The sequence below is a fragment of the Variovorax sp. V93 genome, from assembly GCF_041154485.1.
Taxonomy (GTDB): domain Bacteria; phylum Pseudomonadota; class Gammaproteobacteria; order Burkholderiales; family Burkholderiaceae_C; genus Variovorax; species Variovorax beijingensis_A.
This window is the reverse complement of the sequence record NZ_AP028669.1, coordinates 169,805-184,350: the sequence shown is the minus strand read 5'-3', so window position 1 is coordinate 184,350 and position 14,546 is coordinate 169,805. Positions and strand designations below refer to the sequence as shown.

Genomic DNA, 14,546 nt, shown 5'->3' with positions numbered 1-14,546 from the left:
TGCCGTCAATCAGCCGAGGGCGCGACAGCCCCGGCCGTCGGTCACGCGGCTTCGCGGTAGAAGCCGTTGCTGTTCAACAGCCGGCCGCTCATCGGCGCCACGGCCTTCCCGATCGCCGCGATGTGGTCCGGCGTGGTGCCGCAGCAGCCGCCCACGATGTTGACCAGCCCTTCGGCCGCGAACTCGTGCAGCAGCCGCGAGGTGACGTCGGGCGTCTCGTCGAAGCCGGTCTCGCTCATCGGGTTGGGCAGGCCCGCGTTCGGGTAGCAGCTGATGAAGGTGTCGCCCGCCACCTTTGCGAGTTCCTGGATGTAGGGCCGCATCAGCGCGGCGCCGAGCGCGCAGTTGAGCCCGACGGCCAGCGGCTGCGCATGGCGCACGCTGTGCCAGAACGCGGTGACGGTCTGGCCGCTCAGGATGCGGCCCGAGGCGTCGGTCACGGTGCCGCTGATGATCAGCGGCAGGCGCTGGCCGCTGTGGTCGAAATACTCGTCGACCGCGAACAGCGCGGCCTTGGCGTTGAGCGTGTCGAAGATGGTCTCGACCAGGATCACGTCGGCGCCGCCCTCGACCAGCGCCTCGGTCTGCTCGTAGTAGGCCGCGCGCAGCTGCTCGAAGTCGACGTTGCGCGCGCCGGGGTCGTTCACGTCGGGGCTGATGCTCGCGGTCTTGGGCGTCGGGCCCAGGGCGCCGGCCACGAAGCGCGGCTTGTCGGGCGTGCTGAACTTGTCGCAGGCCGCGCGCGCGAGCTTGGCCGATTCGAGGTTCATCTCGCGTGCGAGATGCGCCATCCTGTAGTCCTCCTGCGCGATGGTGGTGGCGCCGAAGGTGTTGGTCTCGATCAGGTCGGCGCCGGCCGCGAGGTAGCCCTCGTGGATGTCGCGGATCACGTCGGGCCGCGTCAGCGAGAGCAGCTCGTTGTTGCCCTTCACGTCGCGCTCGAAATCCTTGAAGCGCTCGCCCCGGTACTGTTCCTCGGTGAGCTTGAAGCGCTGGATCATCGTGCCCATTGCGCCGTCGAGGATGGCAATGCGCTTTTCGAGGATGCCGGCGAGTGCCTGGCCGCGGGTGTAAGTGACGGGCTTCATAGCCCCCGATTGTAGGAAGCGGGGCTGCCCCTGGCCGCCGTCGGTGCTTTAGCGGCCTTCGACGAATTCCAGCACCGCCTCGATCATGCGCCGCACATGCGGCTGCACGCCGGCCGCCACTTCGGGCAGGTAGTCGAAGGGCAGCTTCTCCTGCATGTAGCTCGACTGCGTCATTTCCAGCTGCACCGCGTGCACGCCGGCAGCGGGGTTGCCGTACTGGCGCGTGATGTAGCCGCCCGTGAAGCGGCCGTTGAGCACGCCCGTGTAGCCCGTGGCCGATTCGGCAATGCCCAGCAGCGTGGCGGCCAGCGCCGGGTCGCAGCTGGTGCCCTTGCCGGTGCCCAGGTTCAGGTCGGGCAGCTTGCCCTCGAAGAAGCGCGGCAGCACCGAGCGGATCGAATGCGCGTCCCACAGCGCGATGGTGCCGTGCGCGGCCTTCAGGCGGTCGAGCTCGGCCTGCAGCTGCCGGTGGTAGGGCTGCCAGATGGCGTCGCGGCGCGCGGCGATTTCATCGTCGTCCGGCAGGTCGTCGCTGGACGCATAGACCGGCGTGTCGTCGAAGGTGTCGACCGGGCACAGGCCGGTGACGCTCTGGCCCGGATAGAGGCTGGCGCCGTCCGGCGGGCGGTTCAGGTCGACCACGTAGCGCGAATGCGTGGCGATGAGCACCGAGGCGCCGAGCGCATCGGCGAAGCCGTAGAGCCGTTCGAGGTGCCAGTCGGTGTCGGGCACCTGGCGCGCCTCTTCGGTCAGGCGGGCGGCGAGCGCGGGCGGCACGTAGGTGCCGACATGCGGCATCGAGATCAGCAGGGGACGCGTGCCCTGGCGGAAGCGGAAGGCGGGTTCGGTGGTGGTGAAACTCATGGGCTCAATTTTCCTGGAGAAGCTGGCTGCGCGCCGCGACGAATGCGGCGGCGGCCTCGTTGTGCAAGGCATGGCGGCCGGCCGCGACGCGCGGCTGGCCCGACACCCAGACGGTGTCGATGGCCGAGGTGCGGTGGCTCGCAAAGACGTGGGCCGACAGCATGTCGGGCGCTGGCAGGCCCTGCAGCGCGATCTGCGCGGCATCGAGCACGACGAAGTCGGCCTGCTGCCCCGCGGCCAGGCCGCCGATGGCCCGGCCCGAGGCCTGCGCCCCGCCGCGCACCGCTTCGAGCGTGAGCGCGGTGGCCACATGCGGCTGCGCCGCGCTGGCGCCGACGTTGCGCTGCCGCCAGGCCAGGCGCTGGCTGTATTCGAGCATCAGCAGCTCTTCCGCGGCGTTGACCGTGGCATGGCTGTCGGAGCCCAGGCCCCAGGCGCCGCCGTGGTGGCGCCAGGCGGAAAAATCGAAGATGCCGTCGCCCAGGTTGGCCTCGGTGGTCGGGCACAGGCCGGCCACCGCGCCGCTCTTGGCGCCGCGCTCGTATTCGGCCGCATCCATGTGCGTGGCATGCACCAGGCACCAGCGCGCATCGACCGGCGCATGGTCGAGCAGCCAGGCCACCGGGCGCTGGCCGCTCCAGGCCACGCAATCGTCGACCTCCTTGGTCTGCTCGGCGATGTGGATGTGAATGGGCGCGCCCGGATCGATGGCCTCGAGGCCTGCAATGGCTTCGCGCAGCGCGTCGGGCGGCACGGCGCGCAGCGAATGCGGTGCCAGCCCGAGCCGCGCGCCCCCCGCATCGCACGCGGGCTTCAGCGTATCGAGCAGGCGCAGCATCGAATCGGTCGAGCGGATGAAGCGGCGCTGCCCCTCGTTGGGCGGCAGGCCGCCGAAGCCGCTGGCCTGGTAGAGCACGGGCAGCAGCGTGAAGCCGATGCCGGCCTTCTTCGCGGCGCGCAGCAATGCGAGGCTCAGCGTCGCATCGTCGGCATAGGGGCGGCCGTCGGCATCGTGATGCACGTACTGGAACTCGCACACGCTGGTGTAGCCCGCCTCGAGCATTTCGGCATAGAGCCAGGTCGCGATGGCCTCCATCTGCTGCGGGCCGAGGCGCGCGGCAAAGCGGTACATCAGCGTACGCCAGCTCCAGAAGCTGTCCTGCTGCTGGGCGCGGTATTCGGTCAGCCCCGCGAAGGCGCGCTGGAAGGCATGCGAATGCAGGTTGGGCATGCCGGGGATCACGGGGCCCTTCGCCATTTGCACGCCCGCTGCGGGCTGGGCGGCGGACTGCACCTGCGTGAGCTGGCCGGCGTCGTTCCACGACAGCAGCACGTTCTTCGCCCATCCGCCGGGCAGCAGCGCATCGGCCGCGAACAGCGTGTTCATCGGGTCGCTCCCACTGCGATGCGTCCTTGCCGCACGACGCTGCGCACCGGACGCTGGCCGAACCAGTAGGCGAGTTCGGCCGCATCGCGCACGTTCCACAGCACGAAGTTGGCGGGCATGCCTTCGGCGATCACGCCGTGCGTCGAGGACAGGCCCAGCGCGCGCGCCGCATGCACGGTGACGCCGGCCAGCGCCTCTGGCACCGTGAGGCGGAACAGCGTGCAGGCCATGTTCATCATCAACAGCAGGCTCAGCGCCGGCGAGGTGCCGGGGTTGTGGTCGGTCGACACGGCCATCGGCACGCCGGCAGCGCGCAGCGCCTCGATCGGCGGCAAGTGCGTGTCGCGCAGCGTGTAGTAGGCGCCGGGCAGCAGCACGGCCACGGTGCCCGACTGGCGCATGGCCTCGATGCCCTCGGCCGACAAATGTTCGATGTGGTCGCAGGACAGCGCGCCGTAGCGCGCGGCGAGCGCGGCGCCGCCCATGTCGGAGAGTTGCTCGGCATGCAGCTTGACCGGCAGGCCCAGTGCCTTCGCGGCCTGGAAGACCTGCTCGGTTTCCGCAAGCGAAAAGGCGATGCGTTCGCAGAACACGTCGACCGCATCGACCAGCCCCTCGGCCGCGAGCGCGGGCAGCATCTCATTGCAGACGAGGTCGATGTACTCGCCGCTGCGGCCCGCATATTCGGGCGGCAGCGCGTGCGCGCCGAGGAAGGTGGTGCGTACCGTGACGCCGTAGGCCTCGCCCAGGCGCCGCGCCACACGCAGCTGCTTGCGCTCGTGCTCGAGCGCCAGGCCGTAGCCCGACTTGATCTCGATCGCGCAGACGCCGTCGGCCAGCAGCTGTTCGAGCCGCGGCGCGGCCTGCGCGAAGAGCGCCTCTTCATCGGCCTCGCGCGTGGCGCGCACCGACGAGACGATGCCGCCGCCGGCCTGCGCCACTTCTTCGTAGCTGGCGCCCGCGAGCCGCATCGCGAATTCGTTGGCGCGCTGGCCGCCGTAGACCAGGTGCGTGTGGCAATCGACGAGGCCGGGCGTGGCGAGCGCGCCGCCGCCGTCGTGCAGCGGCAGGCCCGCGAACTCGGCCGGCAGGGCGCTGCGTGCGCCGACCCAGCGGATCGTGCCCTCGGCCACCGCGATCGCGGCTTCGGTGCCGGCGTCCAGGGTGGTGCCGGGCGCGGCGCCGGGCGCCAGGCGCAGGCCCGTCCAGAGGCCGTCGGCCGATGGGGATGTGGTTGCGGATGTCATGTCTTGTCTGGTGTTGGCACAGCTTACGCCGGCACGATGCGGACCGCAGCGAGCCGCGCACCTTCCTGTTGTGCGGGCTCGGCCTGCCAGGGCTGTGCGCTGTCGGTCCAGTACAGGCCTTCGCCTTCAAGGCAGGGCTCGCCGTTCAGGCGCCATGCACCGCAGAGCGCGAGCAGCACGCCGTGCGGTGCGGCCTCGATGGCCGATGCATGGTCCAACACCTGCACGTCGGCGTGCCACTGTCCATGCCGCGTCATCACGTTGAAGTCGTTCGATGCGCCGCCAAGCAGCGCGCAGTCGATCGCGTCGTCGCCGCTGAATGCGAACGGCCGGTGCGGCACGTCGAGCCGGTGCTCGACCCGCCCGTCGTGCGTGAAGAGCCGCACGCCGTCGCCTTCGAGCAGCATGATGCTGCGGTCCACGCCCGCGAACACCGAGAACGGCCCGGCCGCCGCGATGGTCGCGATGCTTGCGCGCCAGCCGAAGCTGTCGAGCCCCGCGCCCTGCGGCCAGCTCACGATCTCCTGCGTGGTGCCGCCGCCGTTCTTCCAGGGCATGGCCGGGAGCGCCGTGCGCGAGAAACGCTGCACGTTGCTCATGATGGGTCCTCTTGCTCCTTCCCCTTCCGGGGGAAGGCTGGGACGGGGGCGGCGCGCAACGAGCGCCGCGCGAAGGGCAAGGCCGTCGTGCCCCCACCCCGGCCCTCCCCCGGGAGGGGAGGGAGAAATGCGAATGCAGTGCCGCTCATCGCATCAGCCCGCCCTGCCGCAGCTTCTGTTCGAAGTGCCTGAGCACCAGCGTCATCGTGCCCGTGAGCACGAAGTACACGAGCGCGATCGCCAGGTAGACCTCCAGCGAGCGGTACGACACGCTGATGATCTTCTGCCCTTCGTGCATCACGTCGTGGATCGTCAGCAGCGACACCAGCGCCGAGTTCTTGATGAGCGCGATGAACTCGTTGCCCAGCGGCGGAATCATGCGCACCACCGCCTGCGGCAGCACGATCTCGCGCATCGCCGTGCCAGGCGTCATGCCCAGCGACTGCGCCGCCATGGTCTGGCCCTTGTCGATCGACTGGATCGCGCCGCGCACGATCTCCGACACATAGGCGCCCGAATACACACCGAGCCCCAGCACGCCGCACAGGAAGGCCGGCAGCAGGATGCCGAAGTGCGGCAGGCCGAAGAACAGGATGAACAGCTGCACCAGGAGCGGCGTGCCGCGAATCGCCGCGACATACGCCGTGCAAATGCCGTAGAGCCAGCGCCGCTTCGGATTGAGCCGGCCGATGCCCACCAGCAGCCCCAGCACGCAGCCGAGCGCCAGCGCGCAGGCGGTGATCTCCACCGTGACCAGCGCGCCGCGCAGCAGGTCGGGCCAGCCCTGCCAGACCGGCGAGAAGTCGAAATCCATGGGCCGCTTATTTGGCGTTGGCGCTGAACCACTTGGCGACGATCTGCGCGTAAGTGCCGTCGGCCTTGAGCTTCTCGATCGCGCCGTTCACGGCCTTGGTGAGCTCGGGCGTGTCCTTGCGGATGGCCATGCCGTATTCCTCGGTGGTGATCTGCTCGGGCAGCACCTTGAGGCCGCCGCGCGTGCGCACGTACTGGTAGGCGGCGGGCTTGCCGGTCACGGCGGCATCGGCGCGGCCGATGTCCACGAGGTTGAACATCTCCTGGTTCTTCTCGACTTCCATCAGCTGCACCTGCGGGAATTTTTCCTTGGTGTAGGCCACCGACTTGGTGCCCACCTGCACGCTGACCTTCTTGCCGTTGATGTCGGCCGGCGCCTTGATGGCCGTGTTGCCGTCCTTCACCATCACGACCAGGCCGCCCGCGTAGTAGGGCACGGTGAAGTCGACGACCTTCTTGCGCTCGTCGGTGATGTAGATGGCCGACACGGCCATGTCGAAGCGCCTGGAGACAAGGCCCGGCACCAGGCCCTTGAAGTCGATGTCGATCCATTCGATCTTGCGGCCCAGCGTCTTGCCGATGGCCTCGACCAGCTCCACGTCAAAGCCCGTGCGCTTGCCGTTCTCCACGAATTCCATCGGCGGAAAGGTGGCGTCGGTGGCCACGCGCAGCGGCTCGCCCTGCGCTTGCGCGGTGGCGGCAAAGCCGAAGAAGGCGAGGCTGGAGAGTGCGGCGGCAACGAGGGTGCGGCGGGTGTTCATGGGAAGGCTTCCGTAGGTTGAAGAAAAATCGGTGCGGCGGATGGACCGCTACTGCAGCGCGCGCGAGATGCGCGCCGCCGTGACGACGGTCATGTGAAGCAACGCAGCTTCCATGCCTTCGACGCGCGTGAGCGGCGCCATGAGCGTGATCGCGCCGCGCAGGCGCCGGCCCGGGCCGAGCACCGGTGCGCTTGCACCCCAGACGCCGGCGTCGACCTCGCCGTGGGTCACGGCATGGCCGGCCTCGCGGATCGCGTCGAGCTCGGCGGCTCGCTCGGCGCGCCGCCCGGGACTCTCGCCGAGCGCATCGAGCAAGGCATCGCGCTGGTAGAGCGGCATGTGGGCCAGCAGGCACTTGGCGCTGGCGCCGTCGCGCGCCGGCACGCTGCGGCCGCGGTCGAAGGAGCAGCGCAGCGACTGCTCGCTGTCGATCATCTCGAGGCACACCACGCGGTCGTTCACGGCCGTGACCAGCGCCACGCTTTCATGGCTTTGCTGCGCGAGCGCGCGCATGTCGGCGCGCGCGGCCATGACGAGGTCGGAGTTGCCGTCGAAACCGCTCGCGAGCTGCACGCTCACCGGGCCGGGCGAATAGCGCCCGTCGGTCTCCATCACGAAGCCCCAGCGCCGCAGCACCGCGATCTGCCGGTACAGCGTGCTCTTGACGAGGCCCGTGGCCTGCACGAGCTCGGCCGCGCTCATCGCCGACTTGCTCTGCGCCAGCACCGACAGCACGCGCAGGGCGCGGTCGTTGTGGGCGGAAGCTTCGGGCATGGACGTCATCTGGGCCAATCGCGGGGCGTCGAAAGTGGATGCGGTGTGCAGTATCTTGTCCGCCGTTCCCACATCCAACCCTTCATTCCCACTGAGTGGGAATGAGCTTGCTTTTTCTTTCTACCTTCGTCTTACCGCCGCTTCACTCGCCGGTCAGCGCACCATCGGCAGCTTGAGCCCCTGCTTCTTCGCGGTGGCCACGGCAATGTCGTAGCCCGCGTCGGCATGGCGCATCACGCCGGTGGCCGGGTCGTTCCAGAGCACGCGTTCGATGCGCTTGGCTGCCGCATCGGTGCCGTCGCACACGATCACCACGCCCGAGTGCTGCGAATAGCCCATGCCCACGCCGCCGCCGTGGTGCAGGCTGACCCAGGTGGCGCCGCCGGCGGTGTTGAGCAGCGCGTTCAGCAGCGGCCAGTCGCTCACCGCATCGGTGCCGTCCTTCATCGCTTCGGTCTCGCGGTTGGGGCTGGCGACCGAACCGGTGTCGAGGTGGTCGCGGCCGATGACGATGGGCGCCTTCAGCTCGCCGTTCTTCACCATCTCGTTGAAGGCCAGGCCCGCGATGTGGCGCTCGCCCAGGCCGAGCCAGCAGATGCGCGCCGGCAGGCCCTGGAAGGCGATGCGCTCGCGCGCCATGTCGAGCCAGCGGTGGGTGTGGGTGTTCTCCGGGAACAGCTCCTTGATCTTGGCGTCGGTCTTGTAGATGTCCTCGGGGTCGCCCGAGAGCGCCACCCAGCGGAACGGTCCCTTGCCTTCGCAGAACAGCGGGCGGATGTAGGCCGGCACGAAGCCCGGGAAATCGAAGGCGTTCTGCACGCCCTCGTCGAAGGCGACCTGGCGGATGTTGTTGCCGTAGTCGACCGTGGGAATGCCCATGGCCTGGAAGTCGAGCATGGCCTGCACGTGCACGGCGCACGACCTGGCGGCCGCTTTCTTGAGCGCGTCATGCTGCGAGTCGTCCTTCATTGCGGCCTGCCATTGCGCAACGCTCCAGCCCGAAGGCAGGTAGCCGTTGATGAGGTCGTGCGCGGAGGTCTGGTCGGTCACGAGGTCGGGCTTGATGCCGCCGGCCTTCGCGCGCTTCACGAGCTCGGGCAGGATGTCGGCGGCGTTGCCGAGCAGCGCGATCGACACGGCTTCCTTCGCGTCGCAGTGCTGCTGGATGAGCTCAAGCGCATGGTCGATGTCGCGCGCCTGCTTGTCGACGTAGCGCGTGCGCAGGCGGAAGTCGATGCTGGTCTGCTGGCACTCGATGTTGAGCGACACCGCGCCCGCGAGCGTGGCCGCGAGCGGCTGCGCGCCGCCCATGCCGCCGAGGCCGGCCGTGAGGATCCACTTGCCCGCGAGGCTGTTGTTGTAATGCTGGCGGCCGGCTTCGACGAAGGTCTCGAAGGTGCCTTGCACGATGCCCTGGCTGCCGATGTAGATCCAGCTGCCAGCCGTCATCTGGCCGTACATGAAGAGGCCCTGGCGATCGAGCTCGTTGAAGTGCTCCCAGGTGGCCCACTTGGGCACGAGGTTCGAATTGGCAAGCAGCACGCGCGGCGCGTTCTCGTGCGTCTTGAACACGCCGACCGGCTTGCCCGATTGAATGAGCAGCGTCTCGTCGTCGTTCAGTTCCTTCAGCGACGCGAGGATCTGGTCGTAGCAGGCCCAGTTGCGCGCAGCGCGGCCGATGCCGCCGTACACCACGAGGTCCTGCGGGCGCTCGGCCACCTCGGCGTCGAGGTTGTTCTGCAGCATGCGGTAAGGCGCCTCGGTGAGCCAGCTCTTGCAGTTGAGCGTGCTGCCGCGCGGGGCGCGGATCACGCGCGTGGGGTCGTGGCGCGGGTCGGTGTTTTGCAGCGGGAGCTTTTCGGGTGCGTTCATGGCGGGGGTTCTCCTTGATCGGTGTTCAGGCGTGGCTGGGCAGGATGTTCAAGAGCGCGGCCGGCAGCTCGGCCTTCAGCGCCCACTGGCGCATGGCTTCGATGTCGGGCGCGAGGTAGCGGTCGCGTTCGAGGAAGGCGACCTTCTGGCGGATGGCGGCGAACTCGGCTTCGACCAGCGGGGAGCTCTTGAGCCCGCCGCCGGGCCGCCCCAAGGCGGGCTGCGCCCCCTCGGGGGGCAGCGAGGACGCGCCAGCGCCGAGCGTGGGGGCGACATCTCGCTTGAGTTCGATGCCCTGCGCGGCGGCCATCGCCTCGATGCCGACGACCACCGCCGTGTTGTTGACCATGTCGCCGAGCCGGCGCGCCGCGAAGGTGGCCATCGAGACGTGGTCTTCCTGGTTGGCCGAGGTCGGCAGGCTGTCGACGCTCGCGGGATGGGCGAGCGACTTGTTCTCCGACGCGAGGGCCGCGGCCGTGACCTGCGCGATCATGAAGCCGGAATTCAGGCCGCCGTCGCGCACCAGGAACGGCGGCAGGCCCGACAGGCCTGTGTCGAGCAGCAGCGCGATGCGGCGTTCGGCAATCGCGCCGACTTCGCTCACGGCCAGCGCGATGATGTCGGCCGCAAAGGCGACGGGTTCGGCGTGGAAGTTGCCGCCCGAAATCACTTCGCCGGTGTCGGTGAACACCAGCGGGTTGTCCGAGGCGGCATTGGCCTCGATCACCAGCACGCGCGCGGCATGCGCGAGGTTGTCGAGGCAGGCGCCCATCACCTGCGGGATGCAGCGCACCGAATACGGGTCCTGCACGCGGCCGCAGTCGGCGTGCGAAGGCACGATCTCGCTGCCTTCGAGCAGCGTGCGCACGGCGCCCGCCACCGCGATCTGTCCCGGCTGACCGCGTGCGGCATGGATGCGGGCATCGAAGGGCTTGATCGAACCCTGGATGGCTTCGAGCGAGAGCGCGCCCGACATCAGGGCCGAGGCGAACACGTCCTCGGCGCCGAACAGGCCGGCGAGCGCGAGCGCGGTCGACACCTGCGTGCCGTTGAGCAGCGCCAGGCCTTCCTTGGGGCCGAGCACGAAGGGTTCGAGGCCGATGCTGCGCATGGCCTCGGCGCCGCCGACGACCTTGCCGTCGGCCAGGGTCGCCTCGCCTTCGCCGATCAGCACGCAGGCCATGTGGGCGAGCGGCGCGAGGTCGCCCGAGGCGCCGACCGAGCCCTTGCACGGGATGCGCGGCATGACGCCCGCATTGAACAGCGCCAAGAGCGCATCGGCCAGCGCGGGCCGCACGCCCGAATGGCCGCGCGCCAGGCTCACGGCCTTGGTCGCGAGCACCATGCGCACCACCGGCGCGGCCAGCGGCTCGCCCGTCCCCACGCTGTGCGAGAGCACCAGGTTGCGCTGCAGTTCGGCCAGGTGGTCGTTGCCGATGCGCGTGCTCGCAAGCTTGCCGAAGCCGGTATTGATGCCGTAGACCACCTGGTCGTTCTCGACGATGTGGCGCACCGCCGCTTCGGCGCGCGCCATGCCCTCCTGCACCGAAGGATCGAGCGCCAGCCGCACGCCGCCGGCCTGGATGCGCCGCAGCATCGCAAGGTCCACCTTGCCGGGCGTGAGGGTCAGGGTGGTGGCGGTGTGTTTGCTTGTTGGCATGTGAACCTGTCTATACAAGTGGTTGCGAGAGAAAACCTTCGGTTTCCGTGACAAAAAAAGATCAGCCGAAGCTGGGATTGCCGTCGGCTCGGAAGCGGCTGCCCAGGCTGTAGCGCGACGCCGGATGCAGGCAGCGCACCCAGGTGACGGGCGTGTTGCGCGTCCAGGTGCGGCGCGTGAGCAGCAGGCACGGATCGGTGGGCGCCATGGCGAGCCGCTCGGCCTGCTCGGCGGTGGGCAGCACGGCGTCGACCACGTGCTCGATCTGGTCGAAGGGCACGTGGCGCACCAGGTACTCGCTGGGCGGCACGGCGGCGAAGTCCTGCTCGAGGAAGTCGGGCACGACCAGCGGATTGACGTAGCGCTCTTCCAGCTGCACCGGCGTGTCGTTCTCCAGGTGCAGGCAGACGCTGTGGAACACCGAGGTGCCCGCGCGCATGTCGAGCCAGGCGGCGACGTCGGGCGAGGCGGACAGGCGTTCCACCGCGAGCATCTCGCAGCGGTAGTCGTGCCCGCGCTGGCGGATCTCGCTCGCGATGTTGGCGATCTGCAGCAGCGTGGACTGCGGCTTGTTCTCGGCCACGAAGCTGCCGACGCCGGCCACGCGCACGATGCGGCCCTGCTCCATGAGTTCGCGCAGCGCGCGGTTCACCGTCATGCGCGAAATGCCGAACTGCGCGACCAGCTCGCTCTCCGACGGCAGGCGATGCCCGGCCGGCCAGGTGCCGTCCTGGATCCTGCGGGAGATGTGATCCTTGACTTGCGCATAGAGCGCGAGGGACGGCAGGTCGCGTTTCATGTCAGTGTTCGGCCGCGGCCATCGACTCGGCGCGGATCTCTTCCGTCAGCCGCGCCTTGATCTCCATGAACTCCGGCGAGGTCTTGATGGTGTAGCTGCGCGGATGCGGAAAATCGACCGCGATCTCGGTCTTGATGCGGCCCGGCCGCGCGCTGAACACCGCCACGCGGTTGGCCATGAAGATCGCCTCGTCGATGTCGTGCGTGACGAACAGCACCGTCTTGCGCGCCGATTCCCAGATGCCGAGCAGGAGCTCCTGCATCAGCACGCGGGTCTGGTTGTCGAGCGCGCCGAAGGGCTCGTCCAGCAGCAGCATCTTGGGGTCGTTGGCGAGCGCGCGCGCAATCGCGGTGCGCTGCTGCATGCCGCCCGAGAGCTGCTTCGGAAAGTGGTGCTCGAAGCCGCGCAGGCCCACCTTGGCGATGAAGAACTCGCTGCGCTCCTTCTGGTCGGCCTCGCTCATGCCGCGCTCGCGCAGCCCGAAGCGGATGTTCTGCGCCACCGTGAGCCACGGAAAGAGCGTGTAGCTCTGGAACACCACGCCGCGGTCGGCGCCCGGGCCGTCGATGCGCTCGCCATCGAGCAGCACCTGGCCGGTGGTCGGGAAGTCCAGTCCCGCGACGATGCGCAGCAGCGTCGACTTGCCGCAGCCCGAGGGGCCGAGGATGGTGACGAAGTCGTTCTCGCGCACCTCGAAGTCGATCGGCAGCAGCGCCTGCGTGCTCTGGCCCCTGGTGCCGGTGAAGACGCGCGAGACGCCCTGGATGGAAAGCTGGTTGTTGGTCGTCATCACAGTGCCGCCCATGCAAAGAGGCGGCGGTTGAGCGCCTTGAAAGCGAAGTCGGACACCAGCCCGATGACGCCGATCACGATGATCCCGAAGATGATCTGCCCGGTGTTCAGGAGCGCCTGGCTGTCGGTGATCATGTGGCCGATGCCCGACGAGGAGCCGATGAGTTCCGCCACGATCACGTAGGTCCAGGCCCAGCCGAGCACCAGGCGCAGCGTCTCGGCAATGCCGGGCGCGGCGCCCGGGATGAGCACGCGCGCCACGATGCCGCGGCTCTTCGCGCCCAGCGTGTAGGCGGCCTCGACGAGGTCGCGCCGCGCACCACCCACCGTCACCGCCACCATCAGCACGATCTGGAAGAACGAGCCGATGAAGATCACCAGCAGCTTCTGCATCTCGCCCAGGCCCGCCCACAGGATGAGCAGCGGAATGAAGGCCGACGCCGGCAGGTAGCGGCAGAACGAGACGAAGGGCTCGAAGAAGGCCTCCACGGCCTTCCAGGTGCCCATGGCAATGCCCAGCGGCACCGCCAGCACGGCCGCCAGCAGGAAGCCGCCGAACACGCGCCACACGGTCATGCCCACGTCGCCGATGAAGCCGAACTCGGCGAACAGCATCCAGCCTTCCTTCAGCATGGTCACCGGGCTGGCCAGGAAGGTCGGCGGCACGAAGCCGCCGAGCGTGGCAACGGACCACACGAGCACGAAGGCCACGAAGAAGCCGAGGCCGAGCAGCACGCGGGCGCGCCCGCTGACGGGCTCGAGCGGCGCGAGCGAGCGGCGCCGCGCGGGCGCGGCGGCCTGGGGGGTTGCGGCCGATGCAGGCGCCGCCGCGCGCGGCGCCACCTGCGGCAGGGCCTTACTTGACGAAGCTTGCATCGAACATCGCCGTGTAGTCTTCAGGTGCCTTGCGGATCACGCCGGCCTCCAGCAGGATGGGCGCGGCTTCCTTCATGAAGCTGGTGAGTTCGCCCGCGAAGAATTTCTGGTTGGCCGCCTTGTCCTGCCAGCGCAGGTAGGCCGACGACTTGGCGAACTGCTCGCCGGTCTGCTTGACGGCCGAGCCCATGAGCTCGTTGGCCTTGGCGGGGTCGGCCTTGATCAGGTCGAGCGCCTCGAAGTACGACTGCGTCAGCGCGGCGGCCGCCTTGGCGTTGGCCTTGAGCCAGGTGGGGGCGCAGCCCACGGTGTCCATCACCATCGGGTAGTCGAGCGTGGTGGCCAGGATCTTGCCGGCGGTGGGGTTGGCGCGCACGGTCGACAGGTAGGGCTCGTAGGTCATGGCGGCGTCGTTCTGGCCGGCCACGAAGGCCTGGGCCGCGGGCTGAGGCTCGAGCGAGACCACCTTCACGTCCTTCAGCGTCATGCCGTTCTTGTTGAGCATCCAGGCCAGCCCGAAGTAGGGCGCGGTGCCGGGCGCGCTCACGCCGATGCTCTTGCCCTTGAGGTCGGCAAAGCTCTTGACGTCGTTGCGCACGGCAAGGCCGTCGGCGCCGTAGGACTTGTCCATCTGGAAGATCTGCACGATCGGCACGCCGTTGGCGTTCCACGCCACGTGCGTCTCCACGGTGGTGGCCGCGCACTGGATCGCGCCCGCGGCCAGTGCCAGGTGGCGGTCCTTCTGCGGGATCATCTTGAGCTCGACGTCCAGCCCGTTCTTCTTGAAGATGCCGGCCTTGTCGGCCAAGGAGAGCGGCGCAAAGCCGGTCCAGCCCGACATGCCGAGCGCGATCTTGGTTTCCTGCGCCGCGGCCGTCTGGGCCATGCCTGCTGCACATGCACCTGCTGCCAGCAGCGAAGCGACTTTCACAACTACCGTCTTGACCATGGGTACTCCTGGGTCTGTTTTCTAGGAAAAGGCTTGGCGATGCACCCCCTCTCAAGGGCTGCGCA

At 68.9% G+C, this 14,546-nt stretch carries 14 protein-coding genes; all 14 read right to left on the bottom strand.

Going from position 1 to position 14,546, the window contains the following annotated elements; translation table 11 throughout:
* Positions 1-41 precede the first annotated feature (41 nt).
* Entirely contained in the window at positions 42-1,088 is a 1,047-nt protein-coding gene (locus ACAM54_RS00910; protein WP_369649506.1) for a homocysteine S-methyltransferase family protein, read from the bottom strand.
* A 48-nt stretch (positions 1,089-1,136) separates the two neighbouring features.
* Positions 1,137-1,952: an N-formylglutamate deformylase gene (gene hutG / locus ACAM54_RS00905; protein WP_369649505.1), complete on the bottom strand. Its 816-nt coding sequence runs from the start codon at positions 1,950-1,952 to the stop codon at positions 1,137-1,139.
* 4 nt (positions 1,953-1,956) lie between these two features.
* Positions 1,957-3,339: a formimidoylglutamate deiminase gene (locus ACAM54_RS00900; RefSeq protein ID WP_369649504.1), complete on the bottom strand. Its 1,383-nt coding sequence runs from the start codon at positions 3,337-3,339 to the stop codon at positions 1,957-1,959.
* Positions 3,336-4,586, bottom strand: coding sequence for an imidazolonepropionase (gene hutI, locus ACAM54_RS00895; RefSeq protein WP_369649503.1), 1,251 nt, complete (start codon positions 4,584-4,586; stop codon positions 3,336-3,338). Before hutI ends, ACAM54_RS00900 begins: the two co-directional genes overlap by 4 nt.
* A 23-nt stretch (positions 4,587-4,609) precedes the next feature.
* Positions 4,610-5,185 carry a HutD family protein gene (locus ACAM54_RS00890; protein ID WP_369649502.1) on the bottom strand — a complete coding sequence of 192 codons (576 nt, stop codon included), beginning with the start codon at positions 5,183-5,185 and terminating at the stop codon, positions 4,610-4,612.
* Between the two features lie 145 nt (positions 5,186-5,330).
* Entirely contained in the window at positions 5,331-5,999 is a 669-nt protein-coding gene (locus tag ACAM54_RS00885) for an amino acid ABC transporter permease (protein ID WP_369649501.1), read from the bottom strand.
* Positions 6,000-6,006: 7 nt separating this feature from the next.
* Positions 6,007-6,759: a transporter substrate-binding domain-containing protein gene (locus ACAM54_RS00880; RefSeq protein ID WP_145738646.1), complete on the bottom strand. Its 753-nt coding sequence runs from the start codon at positions 6,757-6,759 to the stop codon at positions 6,007-6,009.
* Between the two features lie 48 nt (positions 6,760-6,807).
* Complete coding sequence (locus ACAM54_RS00875) at positions 6,808-7,542, bottom strand: IclR family transcriptional regulator (RefSeq protein ID WP_369649500.1); 735 nt, start codon at positions 7,540-7,542, stop codon at positions 6,808-6,810.
* 144 nt (positions 7,543-7,686) lie between these two features.
* The gene (hutU, locus tag ACAM54_RS00870; RefSeq protein WP_369649499.1) at positions 7,687-9,405 is read right to left on the bottom strand and encodes a urocanate hydratase; all 1,719 of its coding nucleotides are present in this window, start codon (positions 9,403-9,405) and stop codon (positions 7,687-7,689) included.
* A gap of 25 nt (positions 9,406-9,430) precedes the next feature.
* Positions 9,431-11,065 (bottom strand): histidine ammonia-lyase, encoded by a 1,635-nt coding sequence (gene hutH, locus ACAM54_RS00865; RefSeq protein WP_369649498.1) that lies wholly within the window; start codon positions 11,063-11,065, stop codon positions 9,431-9,433.
* Between the two features lie 61 nt (positions 11,066-11,126).
* Positions 11,127-11,864, bottom strand: coding sequence for a histidine utilization repressor (gene hutC / locus ACAM54_RS00860; RefSeq protein ID WP_209535801.1), 738 nt, complete (start codon positions 11,862-11,864; stop codon positions 11,127-11,129).
* Between the two features lies 1 nt (position 11,865).
* Complete coding sequence (locus ACAM54_RS00855) at positions 11,866-12,654, bottom strand: ABC transporter ATP-binding protein (protein WP_369649497.1); 789 nt, start codon at positions 12,652-12,654, stop codon at positions 11,866-11,868.
* Entirely contained in the window at positions 12,654-13,532 is an 879-nt protein-coding gene (locus ACAM54_RS00850) for an ABC transporter permease (protein ID WP_209535798.1), read from the bottom strand. The genes ACAM54_RS00855 and ACAM54_RS00850 overlap by 1 nt, the downstream gene beginning before the upstream one ends.
* A complete protein-coding gene (locus tag ACAM54_RS00845) occupies positions 13,513-14,481 on the bottom strand; it encodes an ABC transporter substrate-binding protein (RefSeq protein WP_192326718.1) in 969 nt (322 codons plus the stop codon). Before ACAM54_RS00845 ends, ACAM54_RS00850 begins: the two co-directional genes overlap by 20 nt.
* Positions 14,482-14,546: the final 65 nt, after the last annotated feature.

Bases quoted from the DNA above. Each gene is read 5' to 3' on its own strand.
- ACAM54_RS00880 (WP_145738646.1), bottom strand. From the start codon at position 6,759: ATGAACACCCGCCGCACCCTCGTTGCCGCCGCACTCTCCAGCCTCGCC.
- hutH (WP_369649498.1), bottom strand. From the start codon at position 11,065: ATGCCAACAAGCAAACACACCGCCACCACCCTGACCCTCACGCCCGGC.
- ACAM54_RS00850 (WP_209535798.1), bottom strand. From the start codon at position 13,532: ATGCAAGCTTCGTCAAGTAAGGCCCTGCCGCAGGTGGCGCCGCGCGCG.
- hutC (WP_209535801.1), bottom strand. From the start codon at position 11,864: ATGAAACGCGACCTGCCGTCCCTCGCGCTCTATGCGCAAGTCAAGGAT.
- hutI (WP_369649503.1), bottom strand. From the start codon at position 4,586: ATGACATCCGCAACCACATCCCCATCGGCCGACGGCCTCTGGACGGGC.
- ACAM54_RS00910 (WP_369649506.1), bottom strand. From the start codon at position 1,088: ATGAAGCCCGTCACTTACACCCGCGGCCAGGCACTCGCCGGCATCCTC.
- ACAM54_RS00845 (WP_192326718.1), bottom strand. From the start codon at position 14,481: ATGGTCAAGACGGTAGTTGTGAAAGTCGCTTCGCTGCTGGCAGCAGGT.
- ACAM54_RS00890 (WP_369649502.1), bottom strand. From the start codon at position 5,185: ATGAGCAACGTGCAGCGTTTCTCGCGCACGGCGCTCCCGGCCATGCCC.
- hutU (WP_369649499.1), bottom strand. From the start codon at position 9,405: ATGAACGCACCCGAAAAGCTCCCGCTGCAAAACACCGACCCGCGCCAC.
- ACAM54_RS00855 (WP_369649497.1), bottom strand. From the start codon at position 12,654: ATGACGACCAACAACCAGCTTTCCATCCAGGGCGTCTCGCGCGTCTTC.
- ACAM54_RS00900 (WP_369649504.1), bottom strand. From the start codon at position 3,339: ATGAACACGCTGTTCGCGGCCGATGCGCTGCTGCCCGGCGGATGGGCG.
- hutG (WP_369649505.1), bottom strand. From the start codon at position 1,952: ATGAGTTTCACCACCACCGAACCCGCCTTCCGCTTCCGCCAGGGCACG.
- ACAM54_RS00885 (WP_369649501.1), bottom strand. From the start codon at position 5,999: ATGGATTTCGACTTCTCGCCGGTCTGGCAGGGCTGGCCCGACCTGCTG.
- ACAM54_RS00875 (WP_369649500.1), bottom strand. From the start codon at position 7,542: ATGACGTCCATGCCCGAAGCTTCCGCCCACAACGACCGCGCCCTGCGC.